This is a genomic window from Lederbergia wuyishanensis, from assembly GCF_022900255.1.
Classification (GTDB): domain Bacteria; phylum Bacillota; class Bacilli; order Bacillales; family Bacillaceae_C; genus Lederbergia; species Lederbergia wuyishanensis.
Window position 1 is genome coordinate 1 of sequence record NZ_JALIRM010000008.1, and the last position, 19,078, is coordinate 19,078.

18 protein-coding genes are annotated in these 19,078 nt (G+C 37.2%); 10 read left to right on the forward strand and 8 right to left on the reverse strand.

Annotation, left to right across the window (positions count from 1 at the left end; genetic code table 11):
• The first annotated feature begins 580 nt into the window (after positions 1 to 580).
• From MT489_RS11260 to MT489_RS11275, 4 genes are all read left to right on the forward strand, one after another.
• Entirely contained in the window at positions 581 to 1,492 is a 912-nt protein-coding gene (locus MT489_RS11260) for a diacylglycerol kinase (RefSeq protein WP_244681656.1), read from the forward strand.
• A 159-nt stretch (positions 1,493 to 1,651) separates the two neighbouring features.
• Entirely contained in the window at positions 1,652 to 2,374 is a 723-nt protein-coding gene (locus MT489_RS11265; RefSeq protein ID WP_244681657.1) for a ThuA domain-containing protein, read from the forward strand.
• 197 nt (positions 2,375 to 2,571) lie between these two features.
• Complete coding sequence (locus MT489_RS11270; RefSeq protein WP_244681658.1) at positions 2,572 to 3,516, forward strand: siderophore ABC transporter substrate-binding protein; 945 nt, start codon at positions 2,572 to 2,574, stop codon at positions 3,514 to 3,516.
• A 105-nt stretch (positions 3,517 to 3,621) separates the two neighbouring features.
• On the forward strand, positions 3,622 to 4,320 hold the full coding sequence (locus MT489_RS11275; protein ID WP_370876390.1) for an NAD-dependent protein deacylase: 699 nt from the start codon (positions 3,622 to 3,624) through the stop codon (positions 4,318 to 4,320).
• 18 nt (positions 4,321 to 4,338) lie between these two features.
• Here the strand turns inward: MT489_RS11275 and MT489_RS11280 are convergent, their stop codons facing one another.
• From MT489_RS11280 to proV, 4 genes are all read right to left on the reverse strand, one after another.
• The gene (locus MT489_RS11280) at positions 4,339 to 5,031 is read right to left on the reverse strand and encodes a YjjG family noncanonical pyrimidine nucleotidase (RefSeq protein ID WP_244681660.1); all 693 of its coding nucleotides are present in this window, start codon (positions 5,029 to 5,031) and stop codon (positions 4,339 to 4,341) included.
• 98 nt (positions 5,032 to 5,129) lie between these two features.
• On the reverse strand, positions 5,130 to 6,029 hold the full coding sequence (locus tag MT489_RS11285; RefSeq protein WP_244681661.1) for a glycine betaine ABC transporter substrate-binding protein: 900 nt from the start codon (positions 6,027 to 6,029) through the stop codon (positions 5,130 to 5,132).
• Positions 6,026 to 6,877, reverse strand: a complete 852-nt coding sequence (locus tag MT489_RS11290; protein WP_244681662.1) for an ABC transporter permease — start codon at positions 6,875 to 6,877, stop codon at positions 6,026 to 6,028. Before MT489_RS11290 ends, MT489_RS11285 begins: the two co-directional genes overlap by 4 nt.
• Positions 6,878 to 8,119 (reverse strand): glycine betaine/L-proline ABC transporter ATP-binding protein ProV, encoded by a 1,242-nt coding sequence (proV, locus tag MT489_RS11295; RefSeq protein WP_244681663.1) that lies wholly within the window; start codon positions 8,117 to 8,119, stop codon positions 6,878 to 6,880.
• Between the two features lie 240 nt (positions 8,120 to 8,359).
• Here proV and MT489_RS11300 point away from each other — a divergent pair, with 240 nt between their 5' ends.
• On the forward strand, positions 8,360 to 8,896 hold the full coding sequence (locus MT489_RS11300; RefSeq protein ID WP_244681664.1) for a GbsR/MarR family transcriptional regulator: 537 nt from the start codon (positions 8,360 to 8,362) through the stop codon (positions 8,894 to 8,896).
• A 16-nt stretch (positions 8,897 to 8,912) separates the two neighbouring features.
• Here MT489_RS11300 and MT489_RS11305 read toward each other — a convergent pair whose 3' ends face one another.
• Positions 8,913 to 9,653: a YqcI/YcgG family protein gene (locus tag MT489_RS11305; RefSeq protein WP_244681665.1), complete on the reverse strand. Its 741-nt coding sequence runs from the start codon at positions 9,651 to 9,653 to the stop codon at positions 8,913 to 8,915.
• 159 nt (positions 9,654 to 9,812) lie between these two features.
• Between MT489_RS11305 and MT489_RS11310 the strand changes: the two genes are divergently transcribed.
• From MT489_RS11310 to MT489_RS11325, 4 genes are all read left to right on the forward strand, one after another.
• A complete protein-coding gene (locus MT489_RS11310; protein WP_307415585.1) occupies positions 9,813 to 10,808 on the forward strand; it encodes a Gfo/Idh/MocA family protein in 996 nt (331 codons plus the stop codon).
• Between the two features lie 279 nt (positions 10,809 to 11,087).
• Complete coding sequence (locus MT489_RS11315; RefSeq protein ID WP_244681667.1) at positions 11,088 to 11,483, forward strand: hypothetical protein; 396 nt, start codon at positions 11,088 to 11,090, stop codon at positions 11,481 to 11,483.
• 81 nt (positions 11,484 to 11,564) lie between these two features.
• Positions 11,565 to 12,935: a 23S rRNA (uracil(1939)-C(5))-methyltransferase RlmD gene (rlmD, locus tag MT489_RS11320; protein WP_244681668.1), complete on the forward strand. Its 1,371-nt coding sequence runs from the start codon at positions 11,565 to 11,567 to the stop codon at positions 12,933 to 12,935.
• Between the two features lie 702 nt (positions 12,936 to 13,637).
• On the forward strand, positions 13,638 to 15,362 hold the full coding sequence (locus tag MT489_RS11325; RefSeq protein ID WP_244681669.1) for an ORC-CDC6 family AAA ATPase: 1,725 nt from the start codon (positions 13,638 to 13,640) through the stop codon (positions 15,360 to 15,362).
• Between the two features lie 381 nt (positions 15,363 to 15,743).
• Here the strand turns inward: MT489_RS11325 and MT489_RS11330 are convergent, their stop codons facing one another.
• The 3 genes from MT489_RS11330 to MT489_RS11340 form a co-directional block, all read right to left on the reverse strand.
• Positions 15,744 to 15,896, reverse strand: coding sequence for a hypothetical protein (locus tag MT489_RS11330; RefSeq protein ID WP_244681670.1), 153 nt, complete (start codon positions 15,894 to 15,896; stop codon positions 15,744 to 15,746).
• A gap of 16 nt (positions 15,897 to 15,912) precedes the next feature.
• The gene (locus MT489_RS11335) at positions 15,913 to 16,086 is read right to left on the reverse strand and encodes a hypothetical protein (protein ID WP_244681671.1); all 174 of its coding nucleotides are present in this window, start codon (positions 16,084 to 16,086) and stop codon (positions 15,913 to 15,915) included.
• Positions 16,087 to 16,387: 301 nt separating this feature from the next.
• Positions 16,388 to 18,085 carry a M3 family oligoendopeptidase gene (locus MT489_RS11340; protein WP_244681672.1) on the reverse strand — a complete coding sequence of 566 codons (1,698 nt, stop codon included), beginning with the start codon at positions 18,083 to 18,085 and terminating at the stop codon, positions 16,388 to 16,390.
• 499 nt (positions 18,086 to 18,584) lie between these two features.
• On the opposite strand from MT489_RS11340, the gene MT489_RS11345 reads away from it, so the two are divergent.
• On the forward strand, positions 18,585 to 19,070 hold the full coding sequence (locus MT489_RS11345) for an SRPBCC domain-containing protein (RefSeq protein ID WP_244681673.1): 486 nt from the start codon (positions 18,585 to 18,587) through the stop codon (positions 19,068 to 19,070).
• The last annotated feature ends 8 nt before the right edge of the window (positions 19,071 to 19,078 follow it).

The following is a 19,078-nucleotide window of genomic DNA, read 5'->3' on the forward strand; positions in this document are numbered from 1 at the left end:
GGATCGTTCAAAGTGCTCGTGTCCCATAGAAAATGGCCACAGTTGTCCGATTGGAGCATTCAAAGTGCTCGTGTCCCATAGAAAATAGCCACAGTTGTCCGATTGGAGCATTCAAAGTGCTTATGTCCCATAGAAAATGGCCACAGTTGTCCAATTGGATCGTTCAAAGTGCTCGTGTCCCATAGAAAATGGCCACAGTTGTCCGATTGGAGCATTCAAAGTGCTCGTGTCCCATAGAAAATAGCCACAGTTGTCCGATTGGAGCATTCAAAGTGCTCGTGTCCCATAGAAAATAGCCACAGTTGTCCAATTGGATCGTTCAAAGTGCCCGCATTCCAATGAAAACCACCTCCGCTGTCCGATTGAAATATTCAATAAGCGATTGGTTCACAAGAAAGAACCAAAATCGCAAGGTCATTACCCAAACTGTTCGAAAAAGTTCACATCATCTCCATACTCCTGGCCCATTCTTGTTAAGGATTCTGGATTTTCTTGAAAAAAAGAGGTATGATATGTCCGGATGCTTAATTGATTATAGTAAAAGTTCAATTATTGATTTCTTGGTGATGGGGTGAAGTGTATGAAGAGAGCGAGAATTATTTATAATCCGACTTCAGGCCGGGAAATTTTCAAACGTAATCTAGCAGATGTCTTGCAAAAATTAGAGAGTGCTGGATATGAAACCTCATGTCATGCGACGACAGGTGAGGGAGATGCGATTAAAGCTGCCAAAATAGCTGTTGATCGTAAATACGATATTGTTATTGCAGCTGGCGGCGATGGCACAATCAATGAAGTGGTCAACGGGTTGGCGGAACAGGAATATCGTCCAAAGCTCGGAATTATTCCCACCGGAACGACGAATGATTTTGCTCGCGCATTAAATATACCGAGGGATATTGATTACGCTGTTGATGTCATCCTTAAAAATGATACTATCCCGGTTGATATTGGTCGAATGAATGATAGTTATTTTATCAATATTGCTGGCGGTGGACGGTTAACAGAGTTGACATATGAAGTCCCGAGCAAGCTTAAAACCGTATTAGGGCAACTGGCTTATTATTTAAAAGGGATTGAAATGCTTCCTTCGATTCACGCTGCAGATGTAACCATAGAATACGATGGAAAGCTTTTTGAAGGGGAAATCATGCTCTTTCTAATTGGCTTAACCAACTCTGTAGGTGGTTTTGAAAAACTGGCTCCCGATTCATCGATAAATGATGGTTTATTCACACTGATGATTTTGAAAAAGACAAACTTAGCTGAATTCATTCGGATTGCATCATTAGCCCTTCGTGGAGAGCATATTAATGATCCGAATTTAATCTATACGAAGGCAAATTATATAAAAGTAAAATCGAAAGAAAAAATGCAGCTAAACATTGATGGTGAGTATGGTGGGCTGCTTCCAGCAGAATTTTCAAACCTATATCGCCACTTAGAAGTTTTTGTACCGATTGATAAAATCAGGGAACAGGATAAAGTATGAAGCAGTCTTTCATTTTTGTGAAAGGCTGTTTTTCATTTTAGACATTTTTGAATTTAATTCCTTGTTCATCTTCCATATAATTGCTATATTAACAATATTAGAGTATGAAAGCGGTTTAGACTCTATATTAAGAGATTATATAAAAGGGAGAGGAAAAGCATGAGAATCACAGTTTGGAATGAGAATCGCCACGAAAAAATGAATCAAGTCGTTGCAGATATTTACCCCGAAGGCATTCATGGAACAATCGCGAAAGCCTTATCTGATAATGGATTTGAAGATGTGAATACAGCAACCTTAGATGAGCCTGAACATGGATTAACTGAAGAAGTTCTAAATAATACAGACGTACTTTTCTGGTGGGGACATATGGCTCATCACGAAGTAACTGATGAAATTGTGAACAGAGTACATAGACGTGTTTTAGAAGGAATGGGTCTGGTAGTATTGCATTCCGGACACTTCTCGAAAATCTTCCAAAAATTAATGGGGACAACTTGTAATTTAAAATGGCGTGAAGCTGATGATCGTGAAAGACTCTGGGTTGTTGATCCTTCTCACCCAATTGCAGAAGGGATTGGAGAATACATTGAATTGGAAAAAGAAGAAATGTATGGAGAGCATTTCGACATTCCAGCTCCAGATCAACTAGTTTTTGTAAGTTGGTTTGAAGGAGGAGAGGTCTTCAGATCCGGCTGTACGTACCAAAGAGGTAACGGTAAGATTTTTTACTTCAGACCTGGTCACGAAACGTACCCAACGTATCATAATAAAGAGATTCAAAAAGTGCTTGTGAACGCAGCAAAATATGTAAGCCCATCTAATCGACCGTATCCAACTTACGGAAACGCGAAGCCATTAGAAGAAATTTCAAAAAAATAATTATCCATGAATCCTTGTCTAATTTGTGACAAGGATTTTTTTAGTTGAATTATTATTTATTTGTGTTATATTACTAATTGAGAATGAATATCATTATCACAGAGAAACAAGGAGGTTAAAAGAGTTATTTTTTTAAGAGTAATTGATAATGGTTATCATAGATAATTTTACATAATTAAATTTTAGAGGTGAAGATAATGAGAAAAATCTTTTCTATATTCGTTATTTCCGCATTAATGATCATAATTTCTGCTTGTGGGACAAATACAAAAGATAGTAATGAAAATACAGGTGCTGCACCTTCAGAAGAATTGACTATTAAACACCAGCTAGACGAAACTAAGGTGAAAAAGAATCCTGAAAAAGTGATTGTTTTTGATTTTGGATCTCTTGATACGTTAGATAAACTCGGAATCGAACCAATTGCATTACCAAAAACAAATATACCAAAATATTTAGCGAAGTACGAAGATGAAAAGTATGAGAACGTAGGAAGCTTGAAAGAGCCTGATTTTGAAAAAATCCATTCACTTAAACCAGATTTAATTATCATCTCTGGAAGACAAATGGAGCTATATGATGAATTCAAAGCAATTGCTCCAACAATCTTCCTAGGTGTTGATACTGAAAAATATATGGAATCATTTGAATCAAATGCTAGAACAATCGGCAACATTTTTGATAAGGAAGATGAAGTAAACAAAGAACTTTCTGCCATTGAAGAAAGCATAAAAACATTGAATGAAAAAGCATCTAGCCTTGACGGTAAATCATTAGTCGTATTGGCCAATGAAGGAAAAGTAAGTGCATATGGACCAAAATCAAGATTTGGAATTATTCATGATGTTTTTGGATTTGCGCCAGTAGACGATTCGATTGAAGTATCAACACACGGTCAAAGCATTAATTTTGAATACATTGTTGAAAAGAATCCGGATTATTTATTCGTCGTTGATAGAGGGGCAGCAGTTGATGGGAAATCATCAGCTAAGCAAATCGTTGAAAATGACATGGTGAAAAAATCAAATGCTTATAAAAATGGAAAAATCATTTATTTAGATCCGGACTATTGGTATTTATCTGGAGGCGGGCTTGAATCCGTTTCTAGCATGGTGAAAGAAGTAGAAAGTGCACTAGAATAATAGGTGGGACTGCTCCATTATGTGGGAGCGGTCTTCTTTTTTTGAATAATGTTATAATGACAGTGAGTAGAAGTGAAAGGGGTTGTCTAATTGTTATCACAATGGATGATGGACTCTAACTATACAGTTATTTTAACTGGTGCTGGAATGTCTACGGAGAGTGGGTTGCCGGATTTCCGTTCTGCTGGTAAAGGACTTTGGACTAAAAAAGATCCAAGTCAGATCGCTAGCACAGAAGCCCTAAATAAAAACGTTGAGGAATTTTTCCAATTTTACCGTCACAGGGTGCTTGGACTAAATCAAGCGAAACCGCATAAAGGTCATGAAATTCTAGCGAAATGGGAAAAACAAGGACTTATCAAAAGTATTATCACTCAAAACATTGATGGATTCCATACAGAAGGTGGAAGTCAAAATGTGATAGAACTTCATGGAACGATGAAAAAAGTTCATTGCCAGGACTGCGGCAAGGAATATGGAAATGAGAAATATGCAAATGAAGAGTTTATGTGTGAATGTGGAGGGAAGCTTCGACCTTCTGTTGTATTATTTGGTGAAATGCTTCCTGAAGACGCGCTAATACAAGCAGCGGAAGAAAGCGAAAAAGCAGATTTGTTTATTGTTCTTGGTTCTTCCTTAACTGTAACTCCTGCAAACCAATTTCCTATTATCGCAAAACAGAATGGTGCAAAACTTGTGATTATTAATATGGAACCAACCGATTTTGATATTTACGCTGATCTCGTAGTGAATGACCGAAAAATCGGGGAAGTGCTAAAAGAAATAGACGAAGATCTCTCCTGAAATCAGAAGAGATCTTTTTTATATGGCCATTAACTTATTCAGATTTTCAATCATATATTTTGGACGGATATTTTTCTCAATTGAATGTCCCATACGATTGTAAAAGCAAAAATCAATTCCTGCGTTTAACGCTCCATAGTAATCGTCTTGAAGTGAGTCCCCGACAAATAGGGCATCAGTACTGCTAATATCTAATCGTTTTAGCGCTTCTTCGAAAATTTCTTTATCAGGCTTCCAGTAGCCGACTTCATCGGAAATAATCAATTCGTCAAAGAAGTGATCAATTCCACCGGCAGACAGTCTGCCCCTCTGAGCTTCTCCAATCCCATTTGATATGATAGCCATTCGATATTTTCCATGTAAATGGGACAATAGATCTTGTGCATGTTCTTCAAAATCACACGCAGTACAAAATGTTTCCCAGTAAAAATTAGCCAAAATTTTAGATTCTGTGATATCAAGATTCAGGTTTTTTAACGTGTCATTGAAGGAGTACTCCAATACTTGATAAATAGAGTAATTGGATTTTACTCGATCATTCCAGTAATTCATGTTAATCGTTGTATACACATTCCAAAAATGGTCCCAAGTAAACGACTTATTGTGTATTAATCCATGCTTTGTCACTGTTTTTTGCATGGATTTCAATTCGCTCACAGAGTAGTTTAGTAGAGTATTATCTAAATCAAATATAATAGCTTTATAATCCATGAAAAACACCCTTTAATAAGTTTAGTAAATAGGTTACCGCAAATCTCGAAAAAGGGCAAGAAGCCCTCCGCATGATATTGCGAAGGGCTTCGAAATTATTATTCTTTTAAATCCTCAATAGAGTCAATATCCATATATGCTGGAACTGTAAGACCGATTTTTACATTTTCCATGCTGACTCCAATGTCTTCATACTTACCTTCAAATTTTTCGGCATATGTTTGGTGAGTGACCGGGAGCCAACCAGCTAATAAAGCATCAGCACTTCCGTCAGCTACTGCTGTCCACATTGGTCCAGCTTCTACTTGTGAAATCGATACGTTATAACCTAGATCTTCGAGAACAAGTTTCATGACATTCGTACTCGCAATCGTACTATCCCAAGCAACGTACACAAGCTTCAACTTGTCACCATCTACTTTGTTTACGCCATTTGTCCATTCAGCTACTTTTTCTTCGTTTTCATTAATCCAGTTTTGAGCTGCTACTTCGGGTTTTTCACCATCTTGAATATCTACCATAACAGCACCCATATCTGTATCTTCCCATTTAAACTGTTGAAGAACTTTATATGCTTCTGGATGATCATCTTTTAGTCCGAGACGGCCAATCGAATGAATTTCTTCAGCCCCGCCGTATACCCCTTTAGGATCATCTAAATATTTCAGGTCATATTTGGAAAACATCCAGTGTGGATTCCATCCCGTGATGATAATTGGTTCTTTTTTATCATACGCTTTTTTCAAAGAAGCGGTCATCGCAGCACCTGAACCAGATACAAGCTTCCATTTATCAAGTTCATATTCCTTAATCGCTTCTTCTGTTGCTTGCATAATGCCAGCTCCCGGGTCAATTCCAGTAATCTTATAATCTACACTTTTACCTACTGAGTCAGATCCCGATCCACTCGAGTTGGCATTATCACTTCCGCAAGCCGCTAGTCCCAATGCTAAAATACTTGCAGCTCCTAATCCTGTTATCTTTTTAAATAAAGTCATGATTGACTTCCCCCTTGTTTTTGCTTTCCAGCATGTTGAGTAATTCTATCTAATATGATTGCGACAATAACGATAGCCAACCCTGCTTCAACCCCGACACCGGTTTTCAATTGGGTCACGGCACGGTACACTTCTTCACCAAGTCCTGGTGCACCGACCATTGAGGCGATGACCACCATCGATAATGCCAACATAATGCTTTGGTTGATACCGGCCATGATTGTCGGCATTGCTAGTGGGATCTGGACTTTCATTAATTTTTGTCCGGTCGTGGAGCCGAAAGCTTCTGTCGCCTCGATTAAATCTTCAGGCACTTGACGGATGCCCAGCGACGTTAACCTGATTGTAGGAGGCATTGAAAAAATAACCGATGCAACTATTCCGGGCACGACACCGATGTTGAAAAAGAAGATGGCTGGCAATAAATAAACAAATGCCGGCATTGTCTGCATAAAATCAAGAATAGGTGTCACAATTCTACTTACAGATTCCTTTTGCGAAGCCCATATGCCAATAGGTACACCGATGACAATCGATATACCGACTGATGTTACAACAAGGGCCAGCATTTGTAACATCGGACTCCAGTAGCCTAAATAATCGATGATTAAAAAGCCAATAAGAGAAAATAGGGCAACTTTTTTATTTGAAATCCACCATGCTACAAGTCCAAATAGGATTGCAAGAATTATAGATGGAATGAATGCTAAACTATTCACAATTCCATCAACAATCCCTTCCAACAAAGCTGTAATCCCATCAAATAAGCTTCCAAAATGTGTAATGAGCCAATCGAGAAACTGGTCGATCCACGAAGCGAGAGGGATTCGCGGTAATAAATCACTCACTTAATTCACCTCCCGCAAGTCAACAGAGTTTTCTTGGTCATTAATAAAATCATTATCTCCAGCTAATGCACCAATAAGGGCTCCACGAATAATAATTCCTTGTAGACGATTTTCTTCATCCACTACTGTAACTGGAATGGAAGCAGTTGAAACGACATTGAAAAGATCGGTTAGCAACGTATCGGAAGCAATCGTAGTAATGTTTTCAATGAGGACATCTTGGAGAGATTGATTTTTCTCTGATGCAGCATTTGCATCTTGTGCAGTAACAGCACCTAGAAGGCGATTTTGCTTATCAACAATGTAAATAGAGGAAATTCCATGATGCTTCATCAAACGTAAAGCGACTCGAGGCCCTCTGTCTATTTGAACTGTTTCAGCAGGCTTCATAATATGGCTAGCTGTTAATACCTTCGAAAGGTCTACATCTTCAACAAATCTTTCAACATAATGATTTGAAGGATTCATCAAAATTTCTTCAGGAGTACCTATTTGAACAATTTCCCCATCTTTCATTAGGGCAATTCTATCTCCTATTCGGAGCGCTTCATCAAGATCATGTGTAATAAAGATAATCGTTTTCCCCATTTCGTCATGCAATTGAAGCAACTCGTTTTGCATATCTTTTCTAATAAGAGGGTCAAGCGCACTGAAAGCTTCATCCATTAGCAAAATATCTGGATCATTTGCGAGTGCTCTTGCAAGCCCAACCCTTTGTTGCATGCCACCACTTAATTGGCTAGGATATTGATCTTCATATCCTTCCAAACCTACAATCTTCAAGGCATCCATGGCCGTTTTCTTGCGAGTGTCTTTTGCGACACCTTGAATCTCTAATCCATATTCGGTGTTTTCCAAGATCGTACGGTGAGGAAAAAGAGCAAATTTCTGAAAGACCATCCCGATCTTTTTCCTGCGCACTTCGCGTAATTGTTCTTTATTTAAAGAGACAATATCCTGTCCATCTAATATTACTTGACCAAATGTAGGCTCAATTAACCGATTCAGCATTCTGACAAGTGTAGACTTTCCACTCCCAGATAATCCCATAATGACGAAAATTTCACCTTCGTATACATCAAAGTTTGCCTTATTTACACCGACGGTTGCGCCCGTTGTTTTAAGAATTTCACTTTTACTTTTTCCTTCTTGTATAGATTGTGCTGCTCTTTTTATGTTTTTACCAAAAATCTTCGTTACATTTTTTACTTCTATTTTTTTCTGTAACATAATTTCCTTCATGACTTCACCCCTTCACTACCTATATAAGTTTAGGGGAAATGCAGTTTGTAACTCAAACAGCATATAGCTTGATATTCAATGTATATAGTACGTACAGTATAAACTGTACAAAACAAATCTTGCCTATTCTTAATAATCCTCGCGAATACTCCCGATTGCTTTGCAATATGATACTTTACATTAGACGCACGGAATTATACTCTAAATAAAGGAGCGATTATTCTTTAGGATGTGAAATAAGTGGAAGGAAAAGAACAACTAGACAGAGCACGTGAACGAATAATAGAGACGATTGCACAAAATATTGACTTATATGGTGTTACCCCTTCTGCAGGAAGATTATATGGAATGATGTATTTTCATAATGAACCGATCACTCTTGACGAAATGAAAGAAGAACTAGGAATGAGTAAGACGAGTATGAGTACGTCCGTTAGGTCTTTATCTGATTTAAAAATGGTAGAGAGAGTTTGGAAAAAAGGAGTAAGAAAAGACTTATACCAAGTACAAGAAGACTGGTATCAAAGTTTTATCGACTTATTCTCGACAAAATGGAAAAGTGCCATTTCAATGCATATCCATTCCATTCAAAAGTCTTTGTCTGAATTAAAGCAACTCGTATCGGATGATAATGCTAGTGAGGAAATTAAGGAGCTGGCAAAAATCGATATAGAAAAATTGGAATATATTCTTCAATACTATACATGGCTAGATCGTTTAATTGAATCATTTGAAAGTCACGAAATTTTTTCCTTAGTTCCGAAAGAAAGAGAGTAAAAGGAAAACCTGTCATTTATAGACAGGTTTTTTTCATTTCTTTATGCTTAAAAGGACATTCGCCTTCAATTGGTTTGGCATCGTCCCCAATAAAATATTGTTTCCATTCGCGATGTTCTGGGTCACCATAATGGCTTATATTTGGATGCTTAGGCAACTTATCCCACTTTTCAACTCTTGCCCTTACCTTTTCACGGGACATGATGCCGCCTTTAGAAGTTCCTTCTAATCCCTCGAATATTCTGCGAGGTTGGAATCCGAGGATAAGGCTATTACCTAAATCCCTCGTTTTTCTTTGTTTATATGCTGGTGTATTTCCGAAAATAAAAAAAGGCTCTCCAGCAAATACAAAATTCCATAAGTGATGATCAGGATCAATAGGATAGTCTTCTGGCCATGGTTTTTCATCTACTTCATGCAAGTATTGAAGGATTCTCCAAAAATATTGACGATAATATTCTAACGATTTTTCTTCTTGTTCAGGTTCTACAAATAGAAAAAAGCCATGGCGAATCAATTGCTTTGATGAATCAAAAAGAGAAATAAATTCTTCTAAAGTTGCGGGAAGTGTGGACCAATCATCTTGTGAAATATAGGAATAACGGAGTTCACCTTTTTTCTCTCCAGCCATCCCAAATGTACAAGGAAAGGTTTTGTTTGTCACGATTTTATTAAATTTCTTGTATTCTCTAGCCACCCATTCTGGGACTAAATTTGGGTTAGACATCTCTTCCTTTGTCAATAAGAGACTGTTCATACAAATCACCTCGTACTGACATATTTACCCGCATGATTTTTAGATAAAACAAAAGAAAACTGTTAGCGATAACAAATAAAGTTCACATCCTGCATATATAAAGATATAATAGCTTTGTATGATTCTCATTTTTTGGGATTCATAATTAATAGAAGGGAAGTGTATGAATTGATTAATGTTGCTTTATTGAGTAGATGGCATGTACATGCTGATGATTATGCGAGAAATGCTCGGGATAATGAAAACCTTTCCATTCAATTAGTATGGGATGAGGATCCTGCACGCGGTAAGAAGTGGGCAGAAGAGCTTGGAGTACCTTTTGAAGCAGATTTGGAGAAAGTATTATCAAATGCTGATATCGATGCGGTTATCATTAGCACTCCAACAAGTTTACATAAAGAAGTGATGATTGCAGCTGCTAATCATAAGAAACATATTTTTTCAGAAAAAGTGTTAGCTTTCTCAGTGGAAGATTGTGAAGAAATCTATCAAGCTGTAGAAGCAAATGGAGTTCAATTAATGCTTTCATTGCCTAGATTGACAGAAAGCTATTATTTATATGCTCAAGAGGCATTAAATTCAGGAAAACTAGGTAAGCTTACAACAATTCGTTGCCGCTTTGCACATAACGGTGCTGTTCCGAATGAAGGAGCAACAAGTGGCTGGTTACCGGAACGCTTTTTCAGTAAAGAAGAAGCTGGCGGTGGCGCATTAATCGACCTTGGTGCTCATCCAATTTATTTAACGAATCGTCTTGCTGGAAATGCTGTTGCCGTTCAAGCGAGACTTCAACAAACAAATGGGCATGGTGTAGACGACAATGCGGTCGTTCTAGTAGAATACGAATCTGGTGCTTTAGGGATTATCGAAACAAGCTTCGTATCTAACGGAAGTCCATTCCAGCTTGAACTGTATGGTACTGAAGGAACTGTTTTATATGAAGATGGAAAGCTTAGAGCAACTGGAAAACATTTTGAAGGCTGGGAAAATCCAGAAGCACCAAAAGCATTGCCGATGCCAATGGTACAGTGGACAGAAGCCATTTTGAATGGAACAACTCCTTCTATCACGAAAGATGACGCTATTCGTTTAACAGCAGTGAATGAAGCAGCTGCGCGTTCACAAGAAGAAGGAAAAAGAATTGAATTAAATTAATTATGGAAGACTCCATCTTTTTTACAAGATGGGGTCTTTGTTTCATTTGCTAACCACTTAAAAGGAATGATAACAATCTTACTCAAAGCAAGTGGTGGTGGAGAAGTTGAGAGTAGTAGGGAATTAATGAGGATGAAATCTTGATGATTTCATCCTATTATATTACGAATGATTAGGATAAAATTGGAAAAGGTGAATGCGTTGAAAAATTTTTAAATTCGACTCAGCCAATCGTTAAATAACATAGTGAATATAATGAAATAAATTTTGAGGTGAATAATGAAATTTTATAAGATTACTAAGATAGTAGGTATTGTCGCAGGTATATTAACTATGTTTGTAGCAATAGGTTTTGGGATACTCTTTTTAATAGGAACAGGTTTATATAAAGCACTGAATTCAGGATATGAGAATGCAACACCTGACATTTCAGTTGCAATAACTATTGTGATCATTCTATTACTTTTGGGGTTAATAACTGGATTGGGACCTTTTTGGCTTAAAAAGAAAACCTGGAGAATAATTTATATCGGATTATGCTTAGTTCTTGGACTTGGTTTTATCATTGCTTTCATTATTTCAATTAGAGCATTGGGATGGAAAAATGAAATCTTTATCTTGGGGTTAGGAGCTATTTTTTTCCTTCAAAGCTACTTAGTTATAAAGAAGAGATAATTCATCGTGTTCCTTTTATGTGAAAAAAACAAATTATGTTACAATCATTAAAGTAAAAATGTACTGAAAAGGAAGACATTCATGGCTAAAATTCAAGCACCAGTAAATAAAAATGATTATATAGATGTTACATTTGAAGATTTGACTCATGATGGCAACGGAGTAGCAAAGGTTGATGGATATCCGCTTTTTGTTCCAAATGGATTACCAGGTGAAAAAGCGAAAATTAAAGTTACTAAGTTAAATAAAGGATACGGATTCGGACGTTTAATTGAACTTCATGAAGAAAGTAAGTATAGGGTTGAGCCGGTATGTCCGATTTATAAAGAGTGTGGCGGCTGCCAGCTTCAACATCTGAGCTACGAAGGACAAATGATAGCGAAAGAAAAGCAAGTTCGCGACGTTTTGGAACGGATCGGAAAACTTGAAAATGTAACTGTTCATCCAGTGTTAGGAATGGATGAGCCATGGCGTTATCGGAATAAATCCCAAGTTCCAATTGGTGAGCATGAAGGCGGACTGATAGGAGGATTTTATCAAAGAAGATCCCACGACATCATTGATATGGAAAAGTGTCTCATCCAAATGGAGCAAAATGACGTTATACTACAAAAGGTCAAGGAGATTTGCAGTAAGTATGGTGTTAAAGCCTATAACGAACAAACTCATAAAGGGACGTTACGACATGTGATGGCACGTACCGGTAAAAAGACCGGTGAAATGATGATCGTCTTGATTACCCGTACTGCAGATATGCCAAACCGTAAACAAATTGTAGAGGAAATCGCTGAGGCAACACCAGGTATTAAGTCCATCGTACAAAACGTTAATTCCAAACGTACAAATGTGATTTTTGGTGACCAAACAACGGTCCTGTGGGGCGAAGAAGTCATCTATGATTATATTGGAGACATCAAATTCGCTATATCCGCACGCTCTTTTTATCAAGTGAATCCAGACCAAACGAAAGTCCTTTATGATAAGGCTCTAGAATATGCGAATTTGAGCGGAGAAGAAACGGTAATTGACGCATATTGCGGAATTGGGACAATCTCATTATTTTTAGCTCAAAAAGCCCAAAAAGTATACGGAGTCGAAATTGTTCCTGAAGCAATTGAAGATGCAAAGAGAAACGCAGAACTAAACGGCATCATAAACGTTGAATTTGCAGTAGGGGAAGCAGAAACCGTCATTCCAAATTGGTACAATCAAGGCATCCAAGCTGACGTTCTCGTAGTCGATCCACCACGTAAAGGCTGTGACCAGGAACTGCTTGATACGATTATTAACATGAAACCGAAAAAGGTTGTCTATGTATCGTGTAATCCTGCAACTTTGGCAAGGGATTTGCGCATTTTGGAAGATGGCGGATATAAGACGGTTGAGGTGCAGCCGGTGGATATGTTTCCGCAGACGATGCATGTTGAGTGCGTGGTGCAATTAGTTTTGTAATTGTCTAACTAAAATAAACTCTACTCAGTAAAAATAAACATCTCTCAATCCGACCCCGATTTCGTGAAAATAAACATTTCCGATTTCAGGGTCTTTTTCATGAACATCCCTTGTCCTGTCTCGGTTTCTTCTTCTTTCCCTTATGCAACATTCTCGGTAAACTTTATTTTAACTCCCGGAAAAATGTGAAAAAACAGGTGGAAAAGAGGCGGAAAAACGGCCATTTTTGAATCAAAAAAGGTTCAAAATGTGGGTTCGGTCGGAAAACTTTATTTTAACAGCGACGGTGGAATGCGGGTTTGGAGCGGGTGATTTCGGAGGAGTTTAATAGGGTTGTACAAAATTTGTAACCTAATAATAAATTTTTCATCTAAAAAATTAACATTTTTGATTCCGACCCTGATTTCGTTTAATTGCTGGCGAAAATTAGGGGAAAAAGAGGCAAAAAAAAGGACAGCTTATACACGAAAATGAGTAAAAAGGGTTCGGTCGAAAATCTTTATTTTAACGCCGGTGGGGATAAGTGTTTATTTTTGTTGTATAAAATTCTTGATCCAAAACAAACTCGTTTACTTTACAGTCTTTCATCCTACTTTCAATCTTTTTGAAATAAAGAAAGTGCTTTATCATAATCCCTTAAAAATATCCCTAATATTTGGTATAATGCTTTTATTAAAGTTTATAGATTATAGGGAGAATAAAATGCCAGAAATTATTACAGAAACGGATAAATTACGAGTGTTATATTCAAAAAGACCATTTAAAGTTAGGAATGCAGATGAATTTGATACTGAACAAATTTTGGATTTATTTATCGACCCTACAGAGGGCTTAACAAATCCATTTGATTTTGAAAATGTAATCGTTAAAGGAAAAATGGGTACCGGAAAAACGATGTATTTACGAGCGAATCATGCTTGCTATTTATACTCTGTGGTACCATCAATACTCCATGAAGAAGAGATTATTTTACCAGTTTATATTCGATTAAGTGATTTTCAGCATATTTCCGATCCAATACAAATATACAATTCTTTCATATTAAAGTTTATAGAGGAATTATCCTCAGTTTTTATGCATTTACAGGATAGCCGAAAGTTAGCTAATTTACATAATGGCATAACAAGTTTACCTCCAAGTATCTTCGGAAGCGAACAAAAGGTTGCAACAATTTTTAATGAGTTAAGAAAACTAAGTGCAGATGAATATGTAGAAAAAATTCAAAAGGATTTAAATTATTCGGGAAAAGCTAAACCGAATTTTTTTGAAATTTCTGCTGAATATAGAGAAGGTAAAGTTTTAGAACTTAAAGAAAAAAGAACACCAGGTATATCGGATATTAACCATGCCTACGACACATTATTAAAAGATTTTAACGGTAAGATATTACTGTTAATAGATGAAGCCGGATCAATTAACAAATCCTTCTTTAAAGGAGAGGAGGGGGAGCCCGCTTTATTTGAGGTATTAATGAATCAATTAAGAACTTTGGATTTCGTCCGTACTAAAATTGCGGTTTATCCAAATTCATTTTCCGATATCTTAAATGAAACAAGATACGGGGATGTAGTATGGCTACAAGAAGATATAACCAATGAGGAGGGGTTTCAAGCTTTTAGAGAAAAAGCATTAGCATTAGTAGAAAGATATATTTCAAACGCTATGGAAGATGAAATGAAATATGATTTTTTATTTAGTTTAGCAGGCGACGAAGGAGATCTATTTGAACAACTAATAAATGCTTCAAATGGTAATATCCGTAGATTCGTACAATTGTTAGATCAATCTTTAAGTATATCTTTCAAGCAAAATAAAGGTACTGATGTTGTGAAGTTAGAGCATGTCAATAAAACGTTAAAAGAGCATGCTATATCTATGGAATCATTATTTAGTGAAGTTGATAGAGATTTCTTAGTAACATTAGCTGATACATGTAAAAGTAGAGGAACTTTTCGTTTTCAGTTTCCCAATAAATCTCTTTTGTTATCAAAATATGTAAACAAATCAGCTGAATACAATATTTTGAATATCATAGACAATGGAACAGGGAGAAAAGGAACTACCTATGCTTTTGATTACGCATATTGTTTTTATCATGATATTCCAACTCATCATATACAAGGGGCGGAGCGTATAGATAAATCTAGAAGTAAAAAAACGGGTTCTTGGATTAAAAAAGTCACTAAGATATCAGACAATATCATTGAACATGCAACTTTTCCAGGGAAAATTGAAGGGTCTGTTGTTTGGATAAGGGGAGATGCCGGCTTTATTAAAGGTGATGATGGTATTGATTATTACTTTGATCAAGCAATGGTCATTCAAGAGGATAAGGACAAATCTTTATTTCATGAAAAAAGGGTCAGATTTATACCTTCGAAATCTGAGCGCGGTGCTCAAATAGCTTTCGATATTGAAATTCTCTAAGAGCGTTACTGAATGACTTTGCCTTTATTGCATTTAATTTTCAGGTTATTTAGATATACTGCTGATTAAAGGAGCATTGAAAAAGTTTGCGGAGCAATGTCTTCTTTCGGCAGTAGCAGCGTTTTACCAAAAGACCTAGATAATCAATAAATAGGTGGAGTGTACAATAAGACTTGAAAGAAAAAATACAGCCCGTTAGACTGTACCTTGTAGAAGAGGGTTGGATAGGTTATATTGAATTTTAATTTTCCGCCTTCAAATACTTCAATTTTTTGCAATAACCTTTGTAGAACGTGTTTCATGACCTGTACTTCGTCAATGTCGAGGGTCGAGTACCGTTCTATTTCTTTTTTGAAAACTTATTAATTGTTCGGCCAGGTCTTACCTTGCATCAAACAATACGATTAGTTCAGCTTTTTTATTCGCTAATCCTTGTTGTTGCTGTACTATTCGTTCGTTTTGTCGCATGAATTGCTCTGGCGTAACTTTATCGTCAGCGTGTAGACTTAACAGCTTGTCAAAGCGTTTATCCATTTCGGCTAATTCTTTGTCAATACGGGCTAATTCCTTTTTGGTATTGATTGTACCGAATTAGCTTTTTCTTCGGCAATACCGTATAGCCTATCCATATTAACGTTATTCTTAACTGCTTGTAGTAATTCCTTTTCCGCAATGATATGCGACGAGCAGTACCTAGACGTATATTTAACGTACCCCACAGCATACATACGCCCCTTTACGTCTATCAGGCTTGATGTGCATTCCGCTACCACAATCAGGACAAACAACTTTCCCGCATTCTGACGTCGATTGAAGGTTGACTCCCCAAAAAACATGGAAAATCAAAATATTGAAACCCCTAGGCTAGGACCGCGACTTCATTCTTCTCAGGCAATCGAAAATATTGTGAATAGATCTTTTGACTATAAAACAAAAGGTACAACTAGAATCTCACTAGTTGTACCTTTTTGTGCGGATTACTTCCGATTGTCCTCTGCTAAAAACAATCCCAAGCTCCCACTTCGTTAACCAATGTCTTGAATGACTTTTTCTAGGAATTCACCCATTCGCTTAACTGCCGGCTCTGAAAAATCAAAACTAACCCCAGTTTCTTTATAAATAGCTGCGATGGATTGATTGTAGTCCCCACTTGCACCTTTTTTAAAGGATTCGACAGCTTGCTCTGGGTTTTTTCGATAATTTTCAAGTAATTGTAGAGCACCAAGCATGGAGATAGAGTATTCAATATTATAGAAAGGAACTTCGAAATAATGAAGAGTGCCTGACCAGCTCATCCCAATTTCTTCCTCAAACCCAGAAGTATCGACAGGGTTCAAGCCATAACGTTTTGAGATTTCAAAGTATTTTTCATCACGCTCTTTGGCAGTATGATTAGGATTCGTATACATCCAATGCTGGAAAAGGTCTCCTGACAATGGGCCGTATAACATTGTAAATGCCCGTCTCAGCTCTTCACGCTGTGCGCTCTTAAAATCTTCTTCTTCTGGATAAAAACGATCTAACTTATCCAATAAGAGCAATTCCATCCCATGTGAATACAGTTCAGCAATTTCCATTCTGTGCTGGTATTCTTCAAGAGGACCGTGTTCTGAAAACTCGAGGTACCCATTCACTGCATGGCCCATTTCATGAATTAATGCGATAAGAGAGAAAAAGGATGGACTAAAATTCGCAAAAACAAAGGTATCCCCTGAAACAGGTAAGGGAGTACAGAAACCACCTGGGCTTTTTCCTTTCCGATCTCCAAGATCTAGTAACCCATGCTCTCTCATGTAATCGAAACGGTCTGCAAAATAAGGGTCGGTCTTTCCTAACATCTCAGAAACGCCATCCATAAGAGTAGATACCTCGGAGTATGGTGGGTTTTTCATCAATTTTGCTGTGTTATCCCAAGGGCGATATGTATCAACACCAAGCTTGGACTTAAAGACATCTGCTAGTCGATTCCAAGCCGGAATAATATGTTTTTCTACATTTTCATGAAAGTCATAACAATCTTGAACACTGTACTCACGATTTTTGACCACAAACATATAATCACGATAATTTTCAAAGCCTGCATTTAATGCAATTTGGTGACGTAGTTGAACGAGTTCGTCCATGATGGCATCCATATCGGGCTTAATTTGACGATGGGCTGACATCATCGCGTGATAAGCTTTTTCTCTTACTGCTCTGTCTAGATTATCCAGTTGGGATTGGATAAATGGAAAAGGCTTTTCCTCACCGTCCCATTCAACTGTTAATCCTCCCATAATTTCACTATACTTCGTACAGAGCTCTTGTTCTTTTACCATTAATGGAATGTTTTCTTCTCTGAACAGTTTAAGTTTTGACTCACGGACGCGTCGCATTAAACCATAACGGTTTTCATCTAATTGATTTAAATAAGGAGACTCACAACATTTCTCATTGAGTTTTGCTTCATATTTCATTAAAAGTGGTTGGATGACTTGCTGATCGTGAAGATAAGTTGACTTGATGTCCGCATTATCTGTGTTGCGATAGAAGTCGACTTGGTGACCTGTCATCGCCTCATTGATTTTAATCATTAAATCCTTTTCATCTTTTAACCACTTTTCTAGGTCAGAAACGGATTCGATCGGAACCTCAAGTAAACTTCGGAATTGAGCTTCGACCCCTTCTACATCTTGTAAATCAATTAATTCTTTATAATAATTATGACCTGTAACTTGTGTCATGGATAACTCCCTCCCCCTTTAAATAATTTAATTATCTCAATAATTATAATATAGTTTTCTAGTTATCAAAACTAGCTTTTTCAAAAGGATCAACAATTTAAATTTTTAATGAAGATGATAGAATCTGCTTTTTAAACGGGATAACTTTATAAAACGAGTGTAAACTCACCAAACACACCATGTGTTGCTGCATACACTTGGGACAAGTTGAGTGTGTGGCGCAATTAGTTTTATAATTGTCTAACTAAAATCCTGATTTCGTGAAAATAAATATTACCGATTTCCGGTTCTTTTCTTTTTAAACCTTTAAAAGCACTTAGAAAAAAAGAGGGATGTTCTTAAAAAGACAGGAAAATGGATGAAGGAAAATAGCCATTTTGAATCGAATATTTACAAATACCATACTATTACCTGCCAACTAGAACCTCAAAGGCTATGAGTGTTGAGGAGAAAACATACCATACGATGGTGTGGAATAATTTTCTTATGGAGGATGAGCATGAGCAAAACCGAAATCGAAACCGTCTCTCGTGTAGAGAACCTGTCTCTTATTGTTGAGCGAGTGTACAATGTGCCCCGGCAATTAGTCTGGGATGCATGGACGAAACCTGAACATGTTTCTCTCTGGTGGGGCTACGGAGGCGTACCGCTTTATGTTTGTGATGTCGATTTGTGTCAAGGTGGTTCCTATAGGTATGTCCAAAAGGGAGAAGATGGCACCGAGTATCCGTTTATTGGGAGTTATCGAGAGGTTACCAGTCCTACAAGGCTAGTCTATACTCAAATTTTTGACGTCGAACCCTTTAATGAGTATGAGTCAGTGACGTACGATACTTTTGAAGAAATTGAAGGAGAGAAGACAAAACTGACGAGCAGAACTGAGTTCAAATCAGCCGAAGCACTACAGGGAGCTTTAGATACGGGAATGGAACAAGGGGCAATCGATTCGATGGAGCGGTTTGCCAAACATCTGGAAAAGATATAAGAATACAT